The sequence below is a fragment of the Kaistia soli DSM 19436 genome (assembly GCF_900129325.1).
Lineage (GTDB): Bacteria > Pseudomonadota > Alphaproteobacteria > Rhizobiales > Kaistiaceae > Kaistia > Kaistia soli.
On record NZ_FQUP01000007.1, the window covers coordinates 41,254 to 59,363 of the forward strand.

Here is an 18,110-nt window from a genome sequence, read left to right on the forward strand (position 1 = left end):
CGCAGCGGTGGCGCGATCGGTCAGGCCGCCTGCTTTTCCTTGGCGTCGGTCCATTCGCCGACCGTCGCAAGACCGTTCATCTCGCAGCGATGCAGGAAGGCGCGCTGACCGGCCGCGACATTCTCCGCCTTGCCGCCCCAGGCCTGGATTGCCGCCGCCTGCAGCGCGCGGCCGAAGGAGAAGGTGATCGGCCAGGGCAGGCCCTTGATCTGGTTGATGGCCGAGAGATTGGCCGTCGCTTCCTCATCCGACTGGCCGCCGGACAGGAACGCGATGCCCGGCACCGTGGTCGGAACGCTTGCATGGAACACCGCGACCGTGCGCTCGGCGATCTCCTGCGCGCTGACGACCTGACCGCTGTCCTTGCCGGGGACGACCATGTTCGGCTTGAGGATCATGCCGGTGAGATCGACGCGGAGACGCACCAACTCCTCGAAGACGACGCGCAGCACTTCCTGCGTCACGGCCTGGCAGCGCTCGATGTCGTGCGTCGCCTCGACGCCGTCCATCAGCACTTCCGGCTCAACGATCGGCACGATGCCTTCCGACTGGCAGAGCGCAGCGTAGCGAGCGAGGGCATGGGCGTTCGCATAGGTCGCGCCGGCAGTCGGAAGGACCTTGGAGATGGCGATCGCTGCCCGCCACTTCGCGAAGCGTGCGCCGAGGCCGCGATACTCGGCCAGCCGCTTGCCCAGGCCGTCGAGCCCTTCGGTGATCGTCTCGCCCGGGAAGCCGACCATCGGGATCGCGCCGGCATCGACCTTGATGCCGGGAATGGAGCCGGCGTCCTCGATCAGCTTGACGAGGGGCGTGCCATCCTTGGCCGACTGGCGGATCGTCTCGTCGAAGAGGATGACGCCGGAGATGTGGTCGTGCATCGCCTTCTTGGCGCTGAACAACATCTCGCGGTAGTCGCGCCGGCTCTCGACCGTCGAGGTCAGATTGATCGTGTCGAACCGCTTCTTGATCGTGCCAGAGCTCTCGTCGGCAGCAAGGATTCCCTTGTGTGGCACAACCAGGCGGCGGGCAATGTCCTGCAAGCTCTCGCTCATGCGTATCGATCTCTTGTCGAAGCGGGGATCGGCCGATCCGACCCGCAAACCCTGCATACCGTGCGGGTTTTGATTTTGCATCGCAAAATAAAACCCGAAGAAGAGAACGTTCCGCCAGGATGAAGAGGGCGTCAATCAGGAGGATCGCGCGGCCCTCAAAAGATCACGATCTTCGCATCATCCGCGCCGGAGAACCTCGACGCCCGGCAGTTGCTTACCCTCAAGCCATTCAAGGAACGCGCCGCCCGCTGTCGAGATATAGCTGAAGTCATCTGCCGCGCCGGCTGCATTCAACGCGGCGACCGTGTCGCCGCCGCCGGCGACCGAAAGCAGGTGGCCGTCGCGTGTCCGCGCCGCTGCATGTTGCGCCGCCGCCAGCGTGCCGCGGTCGAACGGCTCCATCTCGAAGGCCCCGAGCGGTCCGTTCCAGACCAGCGTCGCGGCGTCGTCGATCGCCGACTTGACGCGCTCGATCGAATGCGGGCCGATATCGAGGATCATCGCGTCGGCCGGAATTGAATCGACTGCATAGGCTTGGCTCGGCGCCCGAGCCTCGAAGCGCCAGGCGACCACGGCGTCGACCGGCAGGATGATGGCGCAGCCGCTGTCGGCGGCCGTAGCGAGGATGCGACGCGCGGTATCGGCAAGCTCATGCTCGCAAAGCGACTTGCCGACATTGTAGCCTTGGGCGTTCAGGAAGGTATTCGCCATGCCGCCGCCGATCACCAGCGCGTCGACCTTGGTCACCAGATTGTTGAGCAACTCGATCTTGGACGAAACCTTGGCGCCGCCGACGACAGCGATCACCGGGCGGCGCGGCGCGGTCAGCGCCTTCTCAAGCGCTTCCAGTTCCGACTGCATCGAGCGGCCGGCAAAGGCCGGAAGCTGGCGCGCGATGCCTTCGGTCGAGGCATGGGCGCGGTGCGCGGCCGAGAAGGCGTCGTCGACATAGATGTCGCCGAGCTCGGCCAGGGCCGAAACGAAGATCGGGTCGTTCTTTTCCTCGCCCTTGTGAAAGCGGGTGTTTTCCAGGAGCAGAACATCGCCGTCCGACATCCGCGCGATCGCCGAGGCTGCGTCGTTGCCGATGCAGTCATTGGCGAAGGCAACCGGCTTGCCGAGCAGCGTCTGCAACACGGGAACGACGGGCGCGAGCGACATGTCGGGGACGCGCTCGCCCTTCGGCCGGCCGAAATGGGCAAGCAGGATCGCCTTGCCGCCCTTCTTCGTCACCTCGTTGACCGTCGGCAGAATGGCGCGGATGCGCGTGTCGTCGGTGACGACGCGGTCGTTCATCGGCACGTTGAGATCAACACGGATCAGGACGCGCTTGCCCTTCACTTCGGCGGAATCGAGGGTTCGGAAGGCGGTCATGCTGCGTGTCCTCGTGGATTGCTGCGGGTCCGGACCATGCCCGGACCCGATCTTCATCGGTGGCTTCTGTTCGCCAATACGCTCAGACCGACGTGATGATCAGATCGTCTTGGCGAGGGCGACCGACATGTCGGCCATGCGGTTCGAGAAACCCCATTCATTGTCGTACCAGGCGAGCACACGAACAAACGTGCCGTCGATCACCTTGGTCTGGTCGAGATGGAAGGTGGCCGAATGCGGGTCGTGGTTGAAGTCATGCGAGACGTTCGGCTGGTCCGTCACCGCGAGAATGCCCTTCAGCGGGCCGTTCGCAGCGGCGACCATGGCGGCGTTGATCTCTTCCTTGGTCGTGGCGCGGTCGGCGACGAAGGTCAGGTCGATCAGCGAGACATTCGGCGTCGGAATACGGATAGCGCTGCCGTCGAGCTTGCCCTTCAGGGAGGGAATGACGAGGCCGATCGCCTTGGCGGCGCCGGTCGAGGTCGGGATCGAGGAGAGCGCTGCGGCGCGGCCGCGATAGAGATCCTTGTGCATCGTATCCAGAGTCGGCTGGTCGCCGGTGTAGGAATGCACCGTCGTCATGTAGCCGTGATGGATGCCGACGAGGTCCTGCAGCACCTTGGCGACCGGCGCCAGGCAGTTTGTCGTGCAGGAACCGTTCGAGATGACAAGGTGGTCCTTGGTCAGGCCGTCATGATTGACACCGAAGACGGCGGTGTAATCGGCATGGTCGGCGGGGGCCGAGACGATGACGCGCTTGGCGCCAGCGGTCAGGTGCGCCGCCGCCTTGTCGCGCGAGGTGAAGATACCCGTGCACTCCAGCGCGATATCGACGCCGAGCTCGCCATGCGGCAGCGTCGCCGGGTCCTTAATGGCGGTGACGCGGATCGGCTTGCCGTCGACGACGATGCTGTCGCCCTCGACCCTCACATCCTTCGGAAAGCGGCCATGCACCGAATCGAAGCGAAGCAGGTGCGCATTGGTCTCGACCGGGCCGAGATCGTTGACCGAGACGACCTCGATGTCCGTGCGGCCCGATTCAACGATCGCGCGCAGGATGTTGCGCCCGATCCGGCCAAACCCGTTGATAGCAACCCGCACCGCCATATCTGGTCTCCTGAAGAGGCGCATCGCGCCGTCGTTGTCATGGTCGGCCGGGACGCGTGCCCGGCCGCTCCGTCATTCACGTGTTCGAATCGAGCCGCTTCAAAGCCGCATCGGCCGCCGCATCGGCCGTGATTCCGAAATAGGGATAGAGCGCCTCGATCGGCGCGCTGGCGCCGAAGGTGCTCATGCCGATGAAGATGCCGTCATTGCCGATGAAGGCGTCCCAGCCCTGGCGGATGGCGGCCTCGACGGCGACCTTGACCTTCGAATTGCCGATCGTCGCTGCTTGGTACGCCTCGTCCTGCTTGAAGAACAGCTCGAAGCAGGGGACCGAGACGACGCGGGCCGTGCGGCCAGCGGCCTCGATCTTCGCCTTGGCGTTGACCGCGATCTCGACTTCCGAGCCGGTGGCGAACAGCGTCACGTCGGCGGTCTCGGGCCCATCGATCAGATAGGCGCCGCGGGCCGACTTGTTCTCCGACGAATGCTGGACGCGCAGCACCGGAAGGTTCTGGCGCGAAAGGGCGAGCAGCGAAGGATTGTGTCGGCTCTCGAGCGCGATCTGCCAGGCTTCGGCAACCTCGACGGCGTCCGCGGGGCGGAAGACGTTGAGTTGCGGGATGGCGCGGAGTGCGGCGAGATGCTCGACCGGCTGGTGGGTCGGGCCGTCCTCGCCGAGGCCGATCGAATCATGCGTCATCACATAGATGACCGGCGCGCCGGTGAGCGCCGAAAGGCGGATCGCCGGGCGGGCATAATCGGAGAACACGAGGAACGTGCCGCCATAGGGCGCGAAGCCACCATGCTGCGCGATGCCGTTCATCGCCGCCGACATGCCGAATTCGCGGATGCCGTAATGGATGTAGCGGCCGGAATAATCGTCGGGCGTTAGCGGACGCTGCGGCTTGCCGCGCGTCAGGTTCGAGCCGGTGAGGTCCGCCGATCCGCCGACCAATTCCGGAACGATGGCGGTCAGCATGTCGAGCGCCATCTCCGAGGACTTGCGGGTGGCGACCTTCGGCTTGGTATCGGAAAGGCTGCGCTTGTAGGCCTCGACCGCCGCCTCGAAATTGCCGGGCAGGATATTGGCGAAGCGGCGCTTGAACTCGGATTTGACGTTGTGCTCGCGAGCGGCGAAGCGCGCCTCCCAGGCTTCGCGATCGGCGATCCAGCGCTTGGCGGTGTCGTGCCAGGCGCTCGAAACGTCGTCCGGAATCTCAAACGCCGGATAGGGCCAGTGCAGCGCCTCGCGGGCGCCGGCGATCTCGGTCGCGCCAAGCGCGGAGCCGTGCGAAGCGTGGCTGTCGGCCTTGGTCGGGGCGCCGTAGCCGATAATGGTCTTGCAGGCGATCATCGAAGGCTTGTCGGACGCCTTGGCGCGCTCGATCGCCGCGGCAACGGCCTCGCGGTCGAAGCCGTCGACATGCTCGGCATTCCAGCCCGACGCCTTGAAGCGCGCGACCTGGTCAATCGAGGTCGAAAGGTCGGTATGACCGTCGATGGTGATGCGGTTGTCGTCCCAGAGGACGATCAGCTTGTTGAGCTTCAGGTGGCCCGCGAGGTCGATCGCCTCGTGGCTGACGCCTTCCATGAGGCAACCGTCACCGGCGATGACATAAGTGTGGTGGTCGACGATATCCTCGCCGAATTCGGCGGCGAGCATGCGCTCGGCCAGCGCGAAGCCGACCGACATGGCGAGACCCTGGCCGAGAGGACCGGTGGTGGTCTCGATGCCTGTGGTGTGGAAGTTCTCGGGGTGGCCCGGGGTCTTGGAATGGAGCTGACGGAACTGCTTCAGTTCGTCCATCGTCACGACGCTCGATCCGAGCAGCTCGAGGATGGAATAGAGCAGCATCGAACCGTGGCCGGCCGACAAAATGAAACGGTCACGATCGGGCCAATGCGGCTGCGCGACGTCAAATTTCAGGAAGCGTGTGAAGAGCACGGTCGCCACATCGGCCATGCCCATCGGCATGCCGGGATGGCCAGACTTCGCCTTCTCGACGGAATCCATGGCGAGCGCGCGGATGGCGTTGGCCATGCGCGTTTCAAGTTGGGGATCAATCATGATTTGCTCTTCGCTTCGAATGGGGGCGGAGCTGATCGCATCGCCGCGCCCGGCCTCGTTGTCGTTCGGATCGATACCCGGCCGCAGCGACCGTCGGGAAAGGTCGAAGCGACAAATAACAGGTCAGGGAGTCGAGTCAATCGCGCGCGATGCCGGGGCGCCGGCTTCGATTCCGCGCGCTTCATGGCGTTTTCCTTTGCCGGCGACGTGCCATTGACGCTCGGTTCCAGCCCTGCCTAGAATCAACCGACACGGCTTCGACACCGGGCCAGAGGGGGCGAGGCAGACATGCAAGGTACGTCTCCTATCGAGAATGCGTTGAGACGTCTCACGGCTGCGCTGGATGCGTTGGAGGGTGCGGTCGACGGACGGCTGGATTCCGGGCACAGGCTCGAGGAACTCGAAGCCGAATTGCAGCGTATCAGCCTCGACCGTTCGCGCCTCGCGCAGTCGCTCGACGTGGCAGAGGCGCGCTCCGACCGGATCGAGGAGGCGAATCAGGACGTATCGCGGCGGCTCGTCGCAGCGATGGAAACGATCAGGTCCGTCCTCGATCGCAACGGAGCGTAAGCCCATGCCGCAGGTCAACGTCACCATCAATGGCAAGATCTACCGCATGGCCTGCGACGACGGGCAGGAGGCGCACCTCGAGGGGCTGGCGGATCGCCTGAATGTGGTCATCGATCGCCTGCGCGGCAGCTTCGGCGAGATTGGCGATCAGCGGCTCACGGTGATGGCGGCGCTGACGATGGGGGATGAACTCACGGAGGCGCATCGGCGCATCCGCCGCCTGGAAGCCGAGCTCGCCGGCATCAACGAGACCAAGTCGGCCGTCATCGCCCGGTATGAAGAGGCGGAAGCAGGCTTTGCGCGCGCCATCGACCAGGCAGCCGTCCGGATCGAAGGATTCGCCGACCGGATGATCGCGCAGCGTCGCCAGGGCTGAGGGCAGGGAACCGCCATCCGGCCGGGCCGTTCACTTCGAATTGCGGTTCGAGGAGACGCCGATGTCCGAGACAGACCCTTCCGTGAAGACTGGCCCAGAGGCGCGCGCGAAAGTGTTCGCGCTGGTCGCGGATGCGCATATCGCGATGATGGCCAATCTCGGCGCGCACGGCCGCTGGCACGCAAGGCCGATGGCGACCGGCAAGGAACCGCTTGATGGTGCCCTGTGGTTTCTCACGGATGCCCGTTCGGGCAAGATCGAGGAGCTGGAGCAGGAGCCGACGGTGTTGCTCGCTTATTCCGACGAAGCGGCGGGCCGCTATGTCTCGATCTCCGGCATGGCATCGATCTCCCGCGAGCCGGCGAAGGTGCGCGCCCTGTGGTCGGAGGCAGCGCGCCCCTGGTTCTCAGGTGGGCCTGACGATCCCCATCTCGCGCTCATCCGTGTCGATATCGAGGAAGCCGAATACTGGGATGCCCCGTCCTCCGCGATGGTGAGCCTCTACGGCTATGCCAAGGCGATGTGGACCGATGAGCGTCCAGATGGCGAAGGCGAGCATGGCACGGTGGATTTTTCCTAGGAGGCGGCGGCATGGTCGCCTATATTGGCGGTGGCGATGCTGCGCGGCCCGACAGGATGTCTAATTCCCCGGGGCCTTATCGATCCAAAAGGGAGCTGTCCCTGTCCTGGCCCCTGGGCTAGGGTACACGGCGCCCACCTACGCTGTAGGTTCCCGGGATCGATCAATCCATCGGCCCATCGTGGGTCGCCACCTTTCCTTTTCATTTCAGACGTTCGAGACCGGTTCCGCCTTGTCCGAGAAGTCAGAGCTTCGAGCCGCGACCCTCGCTCGGCGCGATGCGATTTCGCCGGCCGCCCGTGCCGCCCATGCGATGGCGGCCGCCGAACACGCCAAGCCGCTTCTCGTCGATCTCCGCGGCCGCGTCCTCTCCGGTTATTTTCCTATCCGAAGTGAAGCCGATCCGCGGCCGCTGATGTCGATTGCCGCGGCGCGGGGTGTCGAACTGGCCCTTCCCGTCACCACGCCGGCAGGGCTGCTGTTCCGCCGCTGGCATCATGGCGATCCACTTATCCCGGCCGGGTTCGGTACATCGGGCCCTTCGCCGGCGGCGCCATCCGTGATCCCGGACATCCTCGTCATGCCGCTCGCCGCCTTCGACCGGCGGCTCCACAGGATCGGCTATGGGCAGGGGCACTACGACCGCGCGATCGACGGACTGCGGGCTGACGGGCACAAGCCGCTGCTCATCGGCCTTGCCTTCGCGGCGCAGGAGGTCGAAAAGGTTCCTTTCGAGCCGCATGACATTCCCCTCGATTTCATCGTCACGGAGGAAGAGCTGATCGCGGTGCAGTGCGCCTGACGGCGCAGACCTTTTTGGGGATCAACCGTGCGTCTGCTTTTCCTCGGCGACATTGTTGGGCGGCCCGGACGGGCGGTCGTGTCCAGCCAGCTTCCCGGCCTCGTCGACCGCCACAGGCTCGATTTCGTCATCATCAATGGCGAAAACGCTGCCGGCGGCTTCGGCATCACCGAGGAGATCGTGCAGGATGTGCTCGACGCCGGCGCTGATGTCATCACGACCGGCAACCATGCCTTCGACCAGCGCGAGGCGCTTGTCTTCGCCGAGCGGCAGCCACGCTTTCTGCGGCCTGTGAATTTTCCGGTGGGCACGCCCGGGCGGGGCGCCAATCTCTTCGTCGCCCGCAACGGCGCGCGCGTCCTTGTGGTCAATGTGATGGGCCGCGTCTTCATGGATGCGCTCGACGATCCTTTCGCGGCGCTCGATCGCGAGGTCGCCGCCTGTCCGCTCGGCGAGCAGGCCGACGCCATCGTGATCGACTTCCACGCAGAAGCCACGAGCGAGAAGCAGGCGGCAGCCCATCACCTTGATGGGCGTGTCAGTCTCGTCGTCGGAACGCATACCCACGTGCCGACGGCCGACCATCGCATCCTGCCAGGCGGCACCGCCTACCAGTCGGATGCCGGCATGTGCGGCGACTACGATTCCGTGCTGGGGATGGAGAAGGAGGAGCCGGTGCGGCGCTTCCTGACCAAGATTCCCTCGGGCCGGTTCTCGCCGGCCAGCGGGGAGGGGACGCTCTGCGGCATCGCCGTGGAGATCGACGAGGCGACGGGTCTTGCGAAGGCCGTGGCGCCGCTTGCCATCGGCGGCGTGCTCGAGCAGCGACTGCCGCCGTTCTGGGCCTGAAACCGTTCTGGGGTTGACGGCCGGCGCCATTCCGTGATCGGAGAAGCGCCCACCCGTCATTCGTCTTCGCCCGGCCTCGACGGGAGCGACCGCTCCCTCGGCATGGCGCAACAGGAGTTCCGTCATGGCCCGTTCGGCCCTCTTGAATGTCATGGTCGCCGCCGCGATGAAGGCCGGCCGGACGCTTGCCCGCGACTTCGGCGAGGTGGAAAACCTGCAGGTCTCGCTGAAAGGACCGGGAGATTTCGTTTCGGCCGCCGACAAGAAGGCCGAGCGGACGCTCGTCGAGGAGCTTTCGAAGGCACGGCCCGGCTATGGCTTCCTTGCCGAGGAATCGGCCGAGATCGAGGGCACCGACCGGGCTCACCGCTGGATCATCGATCCGCTCGACGGCACAACGAATTTCCTGCACGGCATTCCGATCTTCGCCATCTCGATCGCGCTGGAGCGTGAAGGCCAGATCGTCGCCGGCGTGATCTTCAATCCGGTCATGGACGAACTCTATGTCGCCGAGCGTGGCGGCGGCGCCTTCGTCAACGACCGCCGCATGCGCGTCGCCAAGCGCAATGCGCTGCCCGACTGCGTGATCGCAACCGGCATTCCGCATCTCGGCAAGCCCGGCCATGCGACCTATCTGCAGAAGCTCGGTCATGTGATGCTGGAAACGTCGGGGGTGCGCCGCAACGGCGCTGCCGCGCTCGATCTCGCCTGGGTCGCCTCTGGCCGGTTCGACGGATTCTGGGAAGACGGCCTGAAGCCTTGGGATATCGCGGCCGGTATGCTGATGGTGCGCGAGGCCGGTGGTTTCGTCAGCGATTTGCAGGGCGGCGATACCATGATGCAGAGCGGCGACGTCTGCGCCGGCAACGAAACCATTCACCGCAAACTGCTCGCGACGCTGGCACGGGCCTGAGGGCGGCGGGCCGGGCGCTTCCGCGCCCCGTCCCGTTTTCGCCATAAGGCTGTGCCGAAGTCCGGCGGTTTTTCCGAGAAGCCGAAGCATGGCCAAATCCACAAAGACCGGCAGCAGCCCGCAGACATCGTCGAAGAAGAAGAAGGGTGCGGCGCTTGATCCGCCCTTCGCGCGGCTCTGCCTGATCACGCCGCCCGTTTTCGACCTCGCGAGTTTCGCGCCTCTGTTGGATGCCGCGCTGGCATCCGGTGCAGTCGCCTCGCTGATCATTGCGACGGAGGGGTTGGCACCGGATCTCCGTCTGGCCGCTGTCGAGAAACTCGTCCCGATCGCGCAGGCGAATGGTGCCGCTGCGATCCTCACGGATAGCGACCTCGTCGTGCGGGCGGGTGCCGACGGTCTGCATGTGACAGGCGGAATCGCCGATTTGCGCCGCGCCGTCGATCAATGGCGCCCGGACCGGATCGTCGGCAGCGGCGACATCCACAGTCGCCATGAAGCGATGCTGCTCGCCGAGACCGAATGCGACTACCTGTTCTTCGGGCGGTTCGATGGCGATGACAGCGCCACGATCCACGACAAAACGCTCGATCTCGCCGCCTGGTGGTCCGCGCTCTTCGAAATCCCAGCAGTCGTCATGGGCGGCACGAGCCTCGATTGCATCGCTGAGGCGGCCGCCGCGCGTATCGAATTCATCGCGCTTCGCGCCGCCGTCTGGGATCACCCCGAGGGCCCGGCCGCCGCCGTCGAAGCTGCGGCTCGGCTCGTCCTCGCTGCCCAACCCGAGGGGGCAATATGAGGCTCGCGGCCCTTGCCGCTGCGCTTGCGCTCGGCATCGTTCTGCCGGTCGCGGCCGATGCGGCGCCGCCTAAGCCCGAGCCTAAGCCGGCAAGCGATGCCGCTGCCGGCACCACAGCCCCGACTGCGGGCCAAACCGGCCAAGCGGCGCAACCGGACGGCAAGGTCGAATTGTTTGAGCCGCCGCCGGATCCGATGCTCGGCGTGCCGCCGCCGGATGCCGGTGTGCTGCCCTCCGCCGATCAATATCTGCGTTCAGGGCGCGGCCTCGATGCCGATGTCGGCGACCCCGCCTTTGGCGCCTTCCAGCGTGGCCTCTATCTCACGGCATTCAAGCTGGCACTCGAACGGGCCAAGGTCGGCGACCCTGCTGCGCAGACGCTTGTCGGGCGCATCTACCAGGATGGTCTCGGCGTCAAGCAGAGCGACCGCGCGGCGGCAGCCTGGTATCAGCAGGCCGCGCTCGGCGGCGATCCCGCGGCGCAACTTTCGCTTGGCCTGCTCTATCTAGACGGCAAGGGCGTCAATAAGGACAAGGCCAAGGCAGCCGACGCTTTCGAGCAGGCCGCCGCGTGGAACGACCGCGCCGCGCTCTATAATCTCGGTCTGCTCTATCTCGAAGGGGAGGTGAGGCCTCGCGATCCGCTAAAGGCCGCCGATCTCTTCGGCAGGGCGGCGGCGCAGGGCAGCGCCGATGCGCAATATGGACTTGGCGAGCTCTATGCGGCCGGCGACGGGGTTATTCTCGACGATGCGATCGCCACGATGTGGCTCGGCAAGGCTGCAAAGGCCGGCCATGCCGATGCGGAAGTCGAATATGGCATCCGTGTCTTCAATGGCACCGGTATTGCCAAGGACGAGGCGGCCGCCGCGATATGGTTCAAGCGTGCGGCTGAGGGCGGCAATCCCATCGGCCAGAATCGCTATGCCCGCATGCTGGCGATCGGCGCCGGCGTGCCGCAGGATCGGATCGAGGCGGCCAAGTGGCACCTCATCGCTGCCAAGGCGGGCGCGAAGGACACGTGGCTGGACGATTTCATCGGCCGCCTGCCCGATGCCGATCAGAAGAAAGCCAAGGATGCGGCTGCGAATTGGCCGCCCGGCAGCGTCGCTTCGCCCGTCGGGGCGCAGGTGCTGAAGCATGATGATCGCATCGCAAAACCCGTCATGACCGGTCCGGCTCCGGCTGATGAATTGCCCCCGCCCGGGCTCAAGCCGCCCGTGACCGTGGCTAAGCCGCCGCCGGGCTAAGCGTCGCCGGCTTTATTTCGGGTGGCCCAGCCCCTATAAGCGGCCATCGAACGACGAGCGCGGGGCTGCCGCGCCGCAGCTGACAGGACGACGGACGATGGCCGGCCATTCACAATTCAAGAACATCATGCACCGCAAGGGCGCAGCCGACGCCAAGCGCTCCAAGCTGTTCGCCAAACTGGCTCGCGAAATCACCGTGGCCGCCAAGCTCGGCCTGCCGGATCCGAAGATGAATGCGCGCCTGCGCCTCGCCATCCAGAACGCGCGCGCCGAAAATATGCCGAAGGACAATGTCGATCGCGCCATCAAGAAGGCGCTCGGCAATGACGGCGAGAACTATGACGAGATCCGCTACGAGGGCTACGGCCCCGGCGGTGTCGCGGTCGTGGTCGAGGCGCTGACCGACAACCGCAACCGCACCGCCAGCGCCGTCCGCTCCTATTTCACGCGCGCCGGCGGCGCGCTCGGCGAGACCGGCGCGGTCTCGTTCATGTTCGATCACGTTGGTCAGATTACCTTCAAGCCCGAGGCCGGCACGCCCGACGCGATCATGGAGGCGGCGATCGAGGCCGGCGCCGACGATGTCGAGAGCGGCGAGGAAGGCCATGTCGTGATCGCCGCCTTCGAGGCGATGGGCGATGTCGCAAAGGCACTCGAAGAGACAATCGGCGAGGCCGAGTCGGTCAAGGCCGTCTGGAAGCCGCAGAATCTCGTTCCGGTCGACGAAGAGAAGGCGGCGTCGCTGCTGAAGCTGATCGACCAGCTCGACGACGACGACGACGTCCAGGCCGTCTACACCAATTTCGAAGTCTCGGACGAAGTGCTGCAGAAGCTGACGGCCGCCTGATCCGCCTGCGGCTCACGCCGCCAACACATTTTCGCGCGCTTCGGTTTGGAGCGTCCCGTTGGGCTAGATTGTCCGGCGGGGCCTCAGTCCGGAACAACAACCATGCGCGCGCCTGTATTTTTCCAACGCTTCGTTTTCGGTGCCGCGCTCGTCGCGGCGACATCGGCATTGGCAGCCTCGCCGCCAACCCGTATCCGCGGGACGGTCGAGACGCTCACCGGCGATCTCTTGACCGTCAAGCAGGCAGACGGCACGGAGACCACCATTCATCTTCCGCCGCATCTCTCGGTGACGGCGCTGGCGAACAGCAAGCTCTCCGACATCAAGGCCGGCGATTATGTCGGCTCTGCCGCCGTCGCCGGGGCGGACGGCAAGCTGCATGCGCAGGAAGTGCACATCTTCTCCGAAACGATGCGCGGTGTCGGTGAGGGTCATCATCCGATGGCCGGACCCAGCCAGACCATGACCAACGCGACCGTCGCCACCGTCAAGGCGGATCCGTCGGGTTCGACGCTGCGGCTGACCTATCCGGGCGGCGAGCAGGCGATCGAGGTCGGACCCGACACCCGCATCGTCGCCATCATCCCCGGCGACATGGCGCTCGTGAAGCCCGGCGCGCTTGTCGCCGTGATGGTCAATCCGCAGGGCGACGGCGCGCTGACCGCGCGCGCGATCCAGGCGGAGAAGGATGGCGTGCCGCCACTCTGAGCAGACGTTCACCGAACGTTCTTCTTTGCCGCGCCATCTTCGGCTAATTCTGGAGGATGGCGGCAGTGATTCGAATATTGGGCATCGACCCCGGTTTGCGACGTACAGGCTGGGGCCTGATCGAGTGCCGCGGCAATACACTTTCCTATGTTGCCGCAGGCACGGTCCGCGCGACTCTCGATGGCGAGATGGCGCATCGGCTCGTGGCGCTGCATGAGGGGCTGACCAAGATCGTCGCGGCCTTCCAGCCCGACGAGGCGGCGGTCGAGCAGACTTTCGTCAACAAGGATCCGGCCGGCACGCTGAAGCTCGGCCAGGCGCGCGGCATCGCGTTGCTGGTGCCGGCGCTGGCGGGCATCTCGGTCGCCGAATATTCGCCGAATTCGGTCAAGAAGACGGTTGTGGGTGCTGGTCACGCCGAGAAGGCTCAGATCCGCATGATGGTCGGTGTACTGCTCCCGAAAGCGGACTTCGATTCAGACGATGCCGCCGACGCGCTTGCGGTCGCAATCTGTCACGCCCATCACCGTGTCTCGCTGGCGCGGATGAAGGCGCTGGTAGGTTGAGGGCGGCTTGTGACAGCATTGCGCAACCTGCCTCGTGTCATGGGCCGGATCGCCGCTGAAGGCCGGTTGCCGGCCGCCTATAGGTCAGCGGTGCAGAACAACTCCATCGGGGACGACAGCACATGATCGGCAAGCTCAAGGGCATCGTCGATTCCTTCGGGGAGGATTGGGTCATCCTGGATGTCGGCGGCGTCGGCTATCAGGTGCACTGCTCCTCGCGCACGCTTCAGGGATTGCCCGCGCCGGGCGAGGCGGCGCAACTTGCGATCGAGACCTATGTCCGCGAAGACATGATCCGTCTCTATGGCTTCGCCGGTGATATCGAGCGCGAGTGGTTCCGCCTCCTGATGACCGTACAAGGCATCGGGGCCAAGGTGGCGCTGGCGATCCTCGGTGTGCTGAAGCCGGGCGACCTCGCCACGGCGATCGCGATGTCTGACAAGGCACAGATTGCGCGGGCGCCGGGCGTTGGTCCGAAAGTGGCGGCCCGAGTCGTGGCGGAACTGAAGGACAAGGCGCCGGCCTATTCGACGGCTGACCCGGCCGCGATCGCGCTGCAGGCCGAACTCGTCGAGAAGCGGGCACCGCAGCCAATCGCGGATGCGGTCTCAGCGCTCGTCAATCTCGGTTATCCGCAGGTTCAGGCGAGTACAGCGGTCGCTGCCGCGGCGCGCAACGCCGGCGAGGGCGCGACGACCGAGCAATTGATTCGTCTCGGCCTCAAGGAATTGGCCCGGTGAGCGGCGGGCCAACCGACGCCCAGCCCCGGCCGTCAGGTGGGCGCGAATTGTTCCAAATCACGGTCGGCGTCGCGCTCTTCGTGCTGGTGGCGCCGCTGGTGCTGGGCGCCGTACTGTTCCTGGGAGTGATCGTAACGACCTTTGCCGGCGATGCCATCGATGCCATGACGCTCGGCCGGACGTTCGATCCGACCACTTCGATGATCGTCGCGACCGGACTGATGCTGGTCATGCTGCGCGTCGGCTGGCTGATGATCTACGGCGCCTTGCTGTTGCCCTCGGCAGCGGCTGGCGCCGCGATCGCGGTCCGGCGGATCCTGTTCGGCGCAGCCAGTTGGCGATTTGCGGCCGCGACGGGGATCATCGTCGGCCTCATCGCCGATGTCGCTGTTGTCGGGTATGGGCATTCATTCCTCGGTGCGACGCGCATCGCGCTTTTCGCCGGCTGGGTCGTGATCGGCAGCCTTGTTGCCACGCTCATCTGCTGGCGCATCGCCGCGTTGGCGCCCGCTGCCGCGGGATGGACGCGATGACCATTGGCCGCGTCATCATCGGTCTGCTAGGGACTTTGCCGATCAGCGCGGCCTTGCTGCCGCCGGAGGGATGATGAGCGACAGCCGATTGCTGGGCGGAGCCGAGCAGCAGGAGGACGACGACCGCACGCTGCGGCCGAAAGTGCTGGCCGATTTCGTCGGGCAGGCGCAGGCGCGCGCCAATCTGTCGGTATTCATCGAGGCGGCACGCGGGCGCAAGGATGCGCTTGATCATGTGCTTTTCGTCGGTCCGCCGGGTCTCGGCAAGACGACGCTCGCGCAAATCGTGGCGCGCGAGCTCGGCGTCAATTTCCGTGCGACCTCAGGTCCGGTCATCGCGAAGGCGGGCGATCTTGCGGCGCTGCTCACCAATCTTGAAGAGCGCGACGTCCTGTTCATCGATGAAATCCATCGGCTTTCGCCAGCTGTCGAGGAGATCCTCTATCCGGCGATGGAGGATTATCAGCTGGATCTCATCATCGGCGAGGGGCCAGCGGCGCGGTCGGTGCGCATCGAACTTGCGAAATTCACGCTTGTCGGAGCGACGACGCGCCTCGGGCTGCTGACGACACCGCTGCGCGATCGCTTCGGTATCCCGGTCCGGCTGCAGTTCTATACGGTGCCGGAGCTCGAACACATCGTCTCGCGCGGGGCCCGACTGATGGGCGTTGCCATGAGCGAGGACGGCGCCAGCGAGATCGCGCGGCGGTCGCGCGGGACGCCGCGCATCGCTAGCCGGCTGCTCCGGCGGGTGCGCGACTTTGCGCTGGTCGAGGGGTCAGGCGTGATCGACCGCACGATCGCCGACAAGGCGCTGTTGCGGCTCGAAGTCGACGCGATGGGTCTCGATCAGCTCGATCGGCGCTATCTGACGACGATCGCGATGTCGTTTGGCGGTGGCCCGGTTGGCATCGAGACGATTGCAGCGGCTCTCGCCGAGCCGAGGGATGCGATCGAGGAGATCGTCGAGCCCTATCTGATCCAGCAGGGCATGGTGCAGCGGACGCCGCGGGGCCGCGTCCTGACGCCGCATGCCTTCGCGCATCTCGGCCTCGCTGCGCCCAGCGCGCCCGCTGTTCCCCTGCCGCTTTTCGAGGACGACCCGTGAGCGAGGCCAATCTTCCTTCGTCCGGCCGCCACACGCCGGAAGGGCATGTGTTGCCGGTCCGCATCTATTTCGAGGACACCGATTTTTCCGGCGTCGTCTATCACGCCTCCTATGTGCGGTTCCTGGAGCGGGGACGAACGGAATATGTCCGCCTGCTCGGTGTTCATCACGCGGCCCTTGATGCCGGGGAAACGGGCGAATCGCTCGCCTTTGCCGTGCACAGGCTTGAAATCGAGTTTCGCCGGCCAGCACGGATCGACGACGTTGTCGAAGTCGTGACGCGGCCGAAGGAGATTCGCGGCGCGCGAATCATCCTGTCGCAGCAGGTGATGCGCGGCACCGAGCGGCTCGTCGACGCGACCGTGACGGTTGTTCTGGTCAACCGAGCGGGACGGCCGTGCCGCATTCCGGACGCACTGGCGGAGCGATTTGCTGCGGCGCCAGGATAAGGATTGATTAACCATGCGGTCGCTATAAGGAAGTGACGCGGAAGCGGCCGAGAACCTGTTGGAAACGCCCTCTTTTCGACAAATTTGAAGGCGAGACACCCACCGGGAAATCACGTCCGGCCCGCCGCTTGCAAGGACATTATTTCCAGGCGGGGATCAGCATCAGGCCGGTCCCGACCTCGTAAATGCCAAGGTCCGCACCGAGGCATCGAGGGTCAACCCCGAGAGGTTCGAAGCGAATGAATCCGGCCGACGTGGGCCAGGCAGCACTCGACGCGCCTGCTGCAAGCCTGTCCCTCATCACGCTGTTCCTCAACGCGCATATCGTCGTCAAATGCGTCATGCTGGGGCTCGGCTTCGCTTCGATCTGGAGCTGGGCGATCATCGTCGACAAGGTCCTGCTCTACGGCCGCGTCAAGCGGCAGATCGACCGGTTCGAGAAGGTGTTCTGGTCGGGCCAGTCACTGGAAGATCTCTATCGCTCCCTGTCTAGCCGGCCGGCGTCCGCCATGGCGGCGCTCTTCGTGGCGGCGATGCGCGAGTGGAAGCGCTCGTTCGAGGCCGGTGCGCGCTCGCCGATCGGCTTGCAGATGCGCATTGATCGCGTGCTCGACGTGACGATCGCGCGCGAAAGCGAGCGGCTCGAAAGCCGGCTGCTCTTCCTCGCGACCGTCGGTTCGGCCGGGCCGTTCATCGGCCTGTTTGGCACCGTCTGGGGTATCATGACGTCGTTCCAGGCCATCGCGGCGTCCAAGAACACGTCGCTTGCCGTCGTGGCGCCCGGCATCGCGGAAGCGCTGATGGCGACCGCGCTCGGCCTCATCGCGGCCATTCCCGCTGTTATCGCCTACAACAAGCTTGCGAGTTCCGCAGGCAAGATCACTGGTCGTCTCGAGGGCTTTGCCGACGAGTTCTCCGCGATCCTGTCGCGTCAGATCGACGAGAGGAACTAAGCGATGGGCATGGCTGTCGGTGGAGCGGGCGGGGGAGGCGGGCGCCGCGGCGCGCGCCGTCGTCGCCGTTCGACCGCAATCATGAGTGAAATCAACGTCACGCCGTTCGTCGACGTTATTCTGGTCCTGCTCATCATCTTCATGGTCTCGGCACCGATGCTGACCTCCGGCGTGCCGATCAACTTGCCTGAGAGTGAGGCCAAAGCGCTTTCGGCCGATAAGGATCCGATCTCCATCACCATCGATCCGACGGGTAAGATTTTCCTGCAGGACACCGAGATTCCGGCTGACGAGATCGTGCCGAAGCTCAAGGCGATCGCCACCACCGGCTATGACGAGCGTATCTTCGTGCGGGGTGACAAGAGCAGCAATTATGGCGCGATCATGCAGGTCATGGGCCTGATCTCCGGCGCCGGCTACCGCAACATCGGGTTGGTCACGATCGACTCCCAGGGCGGCTGATCCC

21 protein-coding genes and 1 other RNA gene are annotated in these 18,110 nt (G+C 65.4%); 18 read left to right on the plus strand and 4 right to left on the minus strand.

Annotated features, from left to right (window positions below; translation table 11 throughout):
* Positions 1-20: 20 nt before the first annotated feature.
* The 4 genes from BUB39_RS21850 to tkt all read right to left on the minus strand — a co-directional run bounded on the left by BUB39_RS21850 (position 21) and on the right by tkt (position 5,601).
* Positions 21-1,052 carry a class I fructose-bisphosphate aldolase gene (locus BUB39_RS21850; protein WP_073058267.1) on the minus strand — a complete coding sequence of 344 codons (1,032 nt, stop codon included), beginning with the start codon at positions 1,050-1,052 and terminating at the stop codon, positions 21-23.
* Between the two features lie 177 nt (positions 1,053-1,229).
* Positions 1,230-2,426 carry a phosphoglycerate kinase gene (locus BUB39_RS21855; protein WP_073057998.1) on the minus strand — a complete coding sequence of 399 codons (1,197 nt, stop codon included), beginning with the start codon at positions 2,424-2,426 and terminating at the stop codon, positions 1,230-1,232.
* A 99-nt stretch (positions 2,427-2,525) separates the two neighbouring features.
* Positions 2,526-3,533 carry a type I glyceraldehyde-3-phosphate dehydrogenase gene (gene gap / locus BUB39_RS21860; protein ID WP_073057999.1) on the minus strand — a complete coding sequence of 336 codons (1,008 nt, stop codon included), beginning with the start codon at positions 3,531-3,533 and terminating at the stop codon, positions 2,526-2,528.
* A gap of 76 nt (positions 3,534-3,609) precedes the next feature.
* Positions 3,610-5,601, minus strand: a complete 1,992-nt coding sequence (gene tkt / locus BUB39_RS21865) for a transketolase (RefSeq protein WP_073058000.1) — start codon at positions 5,599-5,601, stop codon at positions 3,610-3,612.
* Between the two features lie 288 nt (positions 5,602-5,889).
* Between tkt and BUB39_RS21870 the strand changes: the two genes are divergently transcribed.
* The 18 genes from BUB39_RS21870 (at position 5,890) to tolR (ending at position 18,106) form a co-directional block, all read left to right on the plus strand.
* Positions 5,890-6,171 carry a DUF4164 domain-containing protein gene (locus BUB39_RS21870; protein ID WP_073058001.1) on the plus strand — a complete coding sequence of 94 codons (282 nt, stop codon included), beginning with the start codon at positions 5,890-5,892 and terminating at the stop codon, positions 6,169-6,171.
* Between the two features lie 4 nt (positions 6,172-6,175).
* Complete coding sequence (locus BUB39_RS21875) at positions 6,176-6,547, plus strand: cell division protein ZapA (protein WP_073058002.1); 372 nt, start codon at positions 6,176-6,178, stop codon at positions 6,545-6,547.
* A gap of 61 nt (positions 6,548-6,608) precedes the next feature.
* Positions 6,609-7,127, plus strand: coding sequence for a pyridoxamine 5'-phosphate oxidase family protein (locus BUB39_RS21880; protein WP_073058003.1), 519 nt, complete (start codon positions 6,609-6,611; stop codon positions 7,125-7,127).
* A gap of 33 nt (positions 7,128-7,160) precedes the next feature.
* A non-coding RNA gene (gene ssrS / locus BUB39_RS21885) (6S RNA) lies at positions 7,161-7,318 on the plus strand.
* 41 nt (positions 7,319-7,359) lie between these two features.
* On the plus strand, positions 7,360-7,929 hold the full coding sequence (locus BUB39_RS21890; protein WP_073058268.1) for a 5-formyltetrahydrofolate cyclo-ligase: 570 nt from the start codon (positions 7,360-7,362) through the stop codon (positions 7,927-7,929).
* A gap of 27 nt (positions 7,930-7,956) precedes the next feature.
* Positions 7,957-8,778, plus strand: coding sequence for a TIGR00282 family metallophosphoesterase (locus BUB39_RS21895; RefSeq protein WP_073058004.1), 822 nt, complete (start codon positions 7,957-7,959; stop codon positions 8,776-8,778).
* A 124-nt stretch (positions 8,779-8,902) separates the two neighbouring features.
* A complete protein-coding gene (locus tag BUB39_RS21900; protein ID WP_073058005.1) occupies positions 8,903-9,691 on the plus strand; it encodes an inositol monophosphatase family protein in 789 nt (262 codons plus the stop codon).
* A gap of 88 nt (positions 9,692-9,779) precedes the next feature.
* A complete protein-coding gene (locus BUB39_RS21905) occupies positions 9,780-10,490 on the plus strand; it encodes a thiamine phosphate synthase (protein WP_084527842.1) in 711 nt (236 codons plus the stop codon).
* Entirely contained in the window at positions 10,487-11,740 is a 1,254-nt protein-coding gene (locus tag BUB39_RS21910; RefSeq protein ID WP_073058007.1) for a tetratricopeptide repeat protein, read from the plus strand. Before BUB39_RS21905 ends, BUB39_RS21910 begins: the two co-directional genes overlap by 4 nt.
* 97 nt (positions 11,741-11,837) lie before the next feature.
* Positions 11,838-12,587 (plus strand): YebC/PmpR family DNA-binding transcriptional regulator, encoded by a 750-nt coding sequence (locus BUB39_RS21915; protein ID WP_073058009.1) that lies wholly within the window; start codon positions 11,838-11,840, stop codon positions 12,585-12,587.
* Positions 12,588-12,689: 102 nt separating this feature from the next.
* Positions 12,690-13,295 carry a hypothetical protein gene (locus BUB39_RS21920; RefSeq protein WP_084527844.1) on the plus strand — a complete coding sequence of 202 codons (606 nt, stop codon included), beginning with the start codon at positions 12,690-12,692 and terminating at the stop codon, positions 13,293-13,295.
* A 56-nt stretch (positions 13,296-13,351) separates the two neighbouring features.
* Entirely contained in the window at positions 13,352-13,861 is a 510-nt protein-coding gene (gene ruvC / locus BUB39_RS21925; RefSeq protein WP_073058011.1) for a crossover junction endodeoxyribonuclease RuvC, read from the plus strand.
* 122 nt (positions 13,862-13,983) lie between these two features.
* A complete protein-coding gene (ruvA, locus tag BUB39_RS21930; RefSeq protein ID WP_073058013.1) occupies positions 13,984-14,601 on the plus strand; it encodes a Holliday junction branch migration protein RuvA in 618 nt (205 codons plus the stop codon).
* Positions 14,598-15,134: a hypothetical protein gene (locus BUB39_RS21935; protein WP_073058015.1), complete on the plus strand. Its 537-nt coding sequence runs from the start codon at positions 14,598-14,600 to the stop codon at positions 15,132-15,134. Before ruvA ends, BUB39_RS21935 begins: the two co-directional genes overlap by 4 nt.
* A 73-nt stretch (positions 15,135-15,207) precedes the next feature.
* Entirely contained in the window at positions 15,208-16,242 is a 1,035-nt protein-coding gene (gene ruvB, locus BUB39_RS21940; protein ID WP_084527878.1) for a Holliday junction branch migration DNA helicase RuvB, read from the plus strand.
* The gene (gene ybgC, locus BUB39_RS21945) at positions 16,239-16,691 is read left to right on the plus strand and encodes a tol-pal system-associated acyl-CoA thioesterase (protein WP_073058019.1); all 453 of its coding nucleotides are present in this window, start codon (positions 16,239-16,241) and stop codon (positions 16,689-16,691) included. Before ruvB ends, ybgC begins: the two co-directional genes overlap by 4 nt.
* Before the next feature lie 239 nt (positions 16,692-16,930).
* The gene (gene tolQ / locus BUB39_RS21950; RefSeq protein WP_073058021.1) at positions 16,931-17,644 is read left to right on the plus strand and encodes a protein TolQ; all 714 of its coding nucleotides are present in this window, start codon (positions 16,931-16,933) and stop codon (positions 17,642-17,644) included.
* Positions 17,645-17,647: 3 nt separating this feature from the next.
* Positions 17,648-18,106, plus strand: a complete 459-nt coding sequence (tolR, locus tag BUB39_RS21955) for a protein TolR (RefSeq protein WP_073058023.1) — start codon at positions 17,648-17,650, stop codon at positions 18,104-18,106.
* The last annotated feature ends 4 nt before the right edge of the window (positions 18,107-18,110 follow it).

Bases quoted from the DNA above. Each gene is read 5' to 3' on its own strand.
- BUB39_RS21850 (WP_073058267.1), bottom strand. From the start codon at position 1,052: ATGAGCGAGAGCTTGCAGGACATTGCCCGCCGCCTGGTTGTGCCACAC.
- BUB39_RS21855 (WP_073057998.1), bottom strand. From the start codon at position 2,426: ATGACCGCCTTCCGAACCCTCGATTCCGCCGAAGTGAAGGGCAAGCGC.
- gap (WP_073057999.1), bottom strand. From the start codon at position 3,533: ATGGCGGTGCGGGTTGCTATCAACGGGTTTGGCCGGATCGGGCGCAAC.
- tkt (WP_073058000.1), bottom strand. From the start codon at position 5,601: ATGATTGATCCCCAACTTGAAACGCGCATGGCCAACGCCATCCGCGCG.
- BUB39_RS21870 (WP_073058001.1), top strand. From the start codon at position 5,890: ATGCAAGGTACGTCTCCTATCGAGAATGCGTTGAGACGTCTCACGGCT.
- BUB39_RS21875 (WP_073058002.1), top strand. From the start codon at position 6,176: ATGCCGCAGGTCAACGTCACCATCAATGGCAAGATCTACCGCATGGCC.
- BUB39_RS21880 (WP_073058003.1), top strand. From the start codon at position 6,609: ATGTCCGAGACAGACCCTTCCGTGAAGACTGGCCCAGAGGCGCGCGCG.
- BUB39_RS21900 (WP_073058005.1), top strand. From the start codon at position 8,903: ATGGCCCGTTCGGCCCTCTTGAATGTCATGGTCGCCGCCGCGATGAAG.
- BUB39_RS21905 (WP_084527842.1), top strand. From the start codon at position 9,780: ATGGCCAAATCCACAAAGACCGGCAGCAGCCCGCAGACATCGTCGAAG.
- BUB39_RS21910 (WP_073058007.1), top strand. From the start codon at position 10,487: ATGAGGCTCGCGGCCCTTGCCGCTGCGCTTGCGCTCGGCATCGTTCTG.
- BUB39_RS21915 (WP_073058009.1), top strand. From the start codon at position 11,838: ATGGCCGGCCATTCACAATTCAAGAACATCATGCACCGCAAGGGCGCA.
- BUB39_RS21920 (WP_084527844.1), top strand. From the start codon at position 12,690: ATGCGCGCGCCTGTATTTTTCCAACGCTTCGTTTTCGGTGCCGCGCTC.
- ruvC (WP_073058011.1), top strand. From the start codon at position 13,352: ATGGCGGCAGTGATTCGAATATTGGGCATCGACCCCGGTTTGCGACGT.
- ruvA (WP_073058013.1), top strand. From the start codon at position 13,984: ATGATCGGCAAGCTCAAGGGCATCGTCGATTCCTTCGGGGAGGATTGG.
- ruvB (WP_084527878.1), top strand. From the start codon at position 15,208: ATGAGCGACAGCCGATTGCTGGGCGGAGCCGAGCAGCAGGAGGACGAC.
- tolQ (WP_073058021.1), top strand. From the start codon at position 16,931: ATGAATCCGGCCGACGTGGGCCAGGCAGCACTCGACGCGCCTGCTGCA.
- tolR (WP_073058023.1), top strand. From the start codon at position 17,648: ATGGGCATGGCTGTCGGTGGAGCGGGCGGGGGAGGCGGGCGCCGCGGC.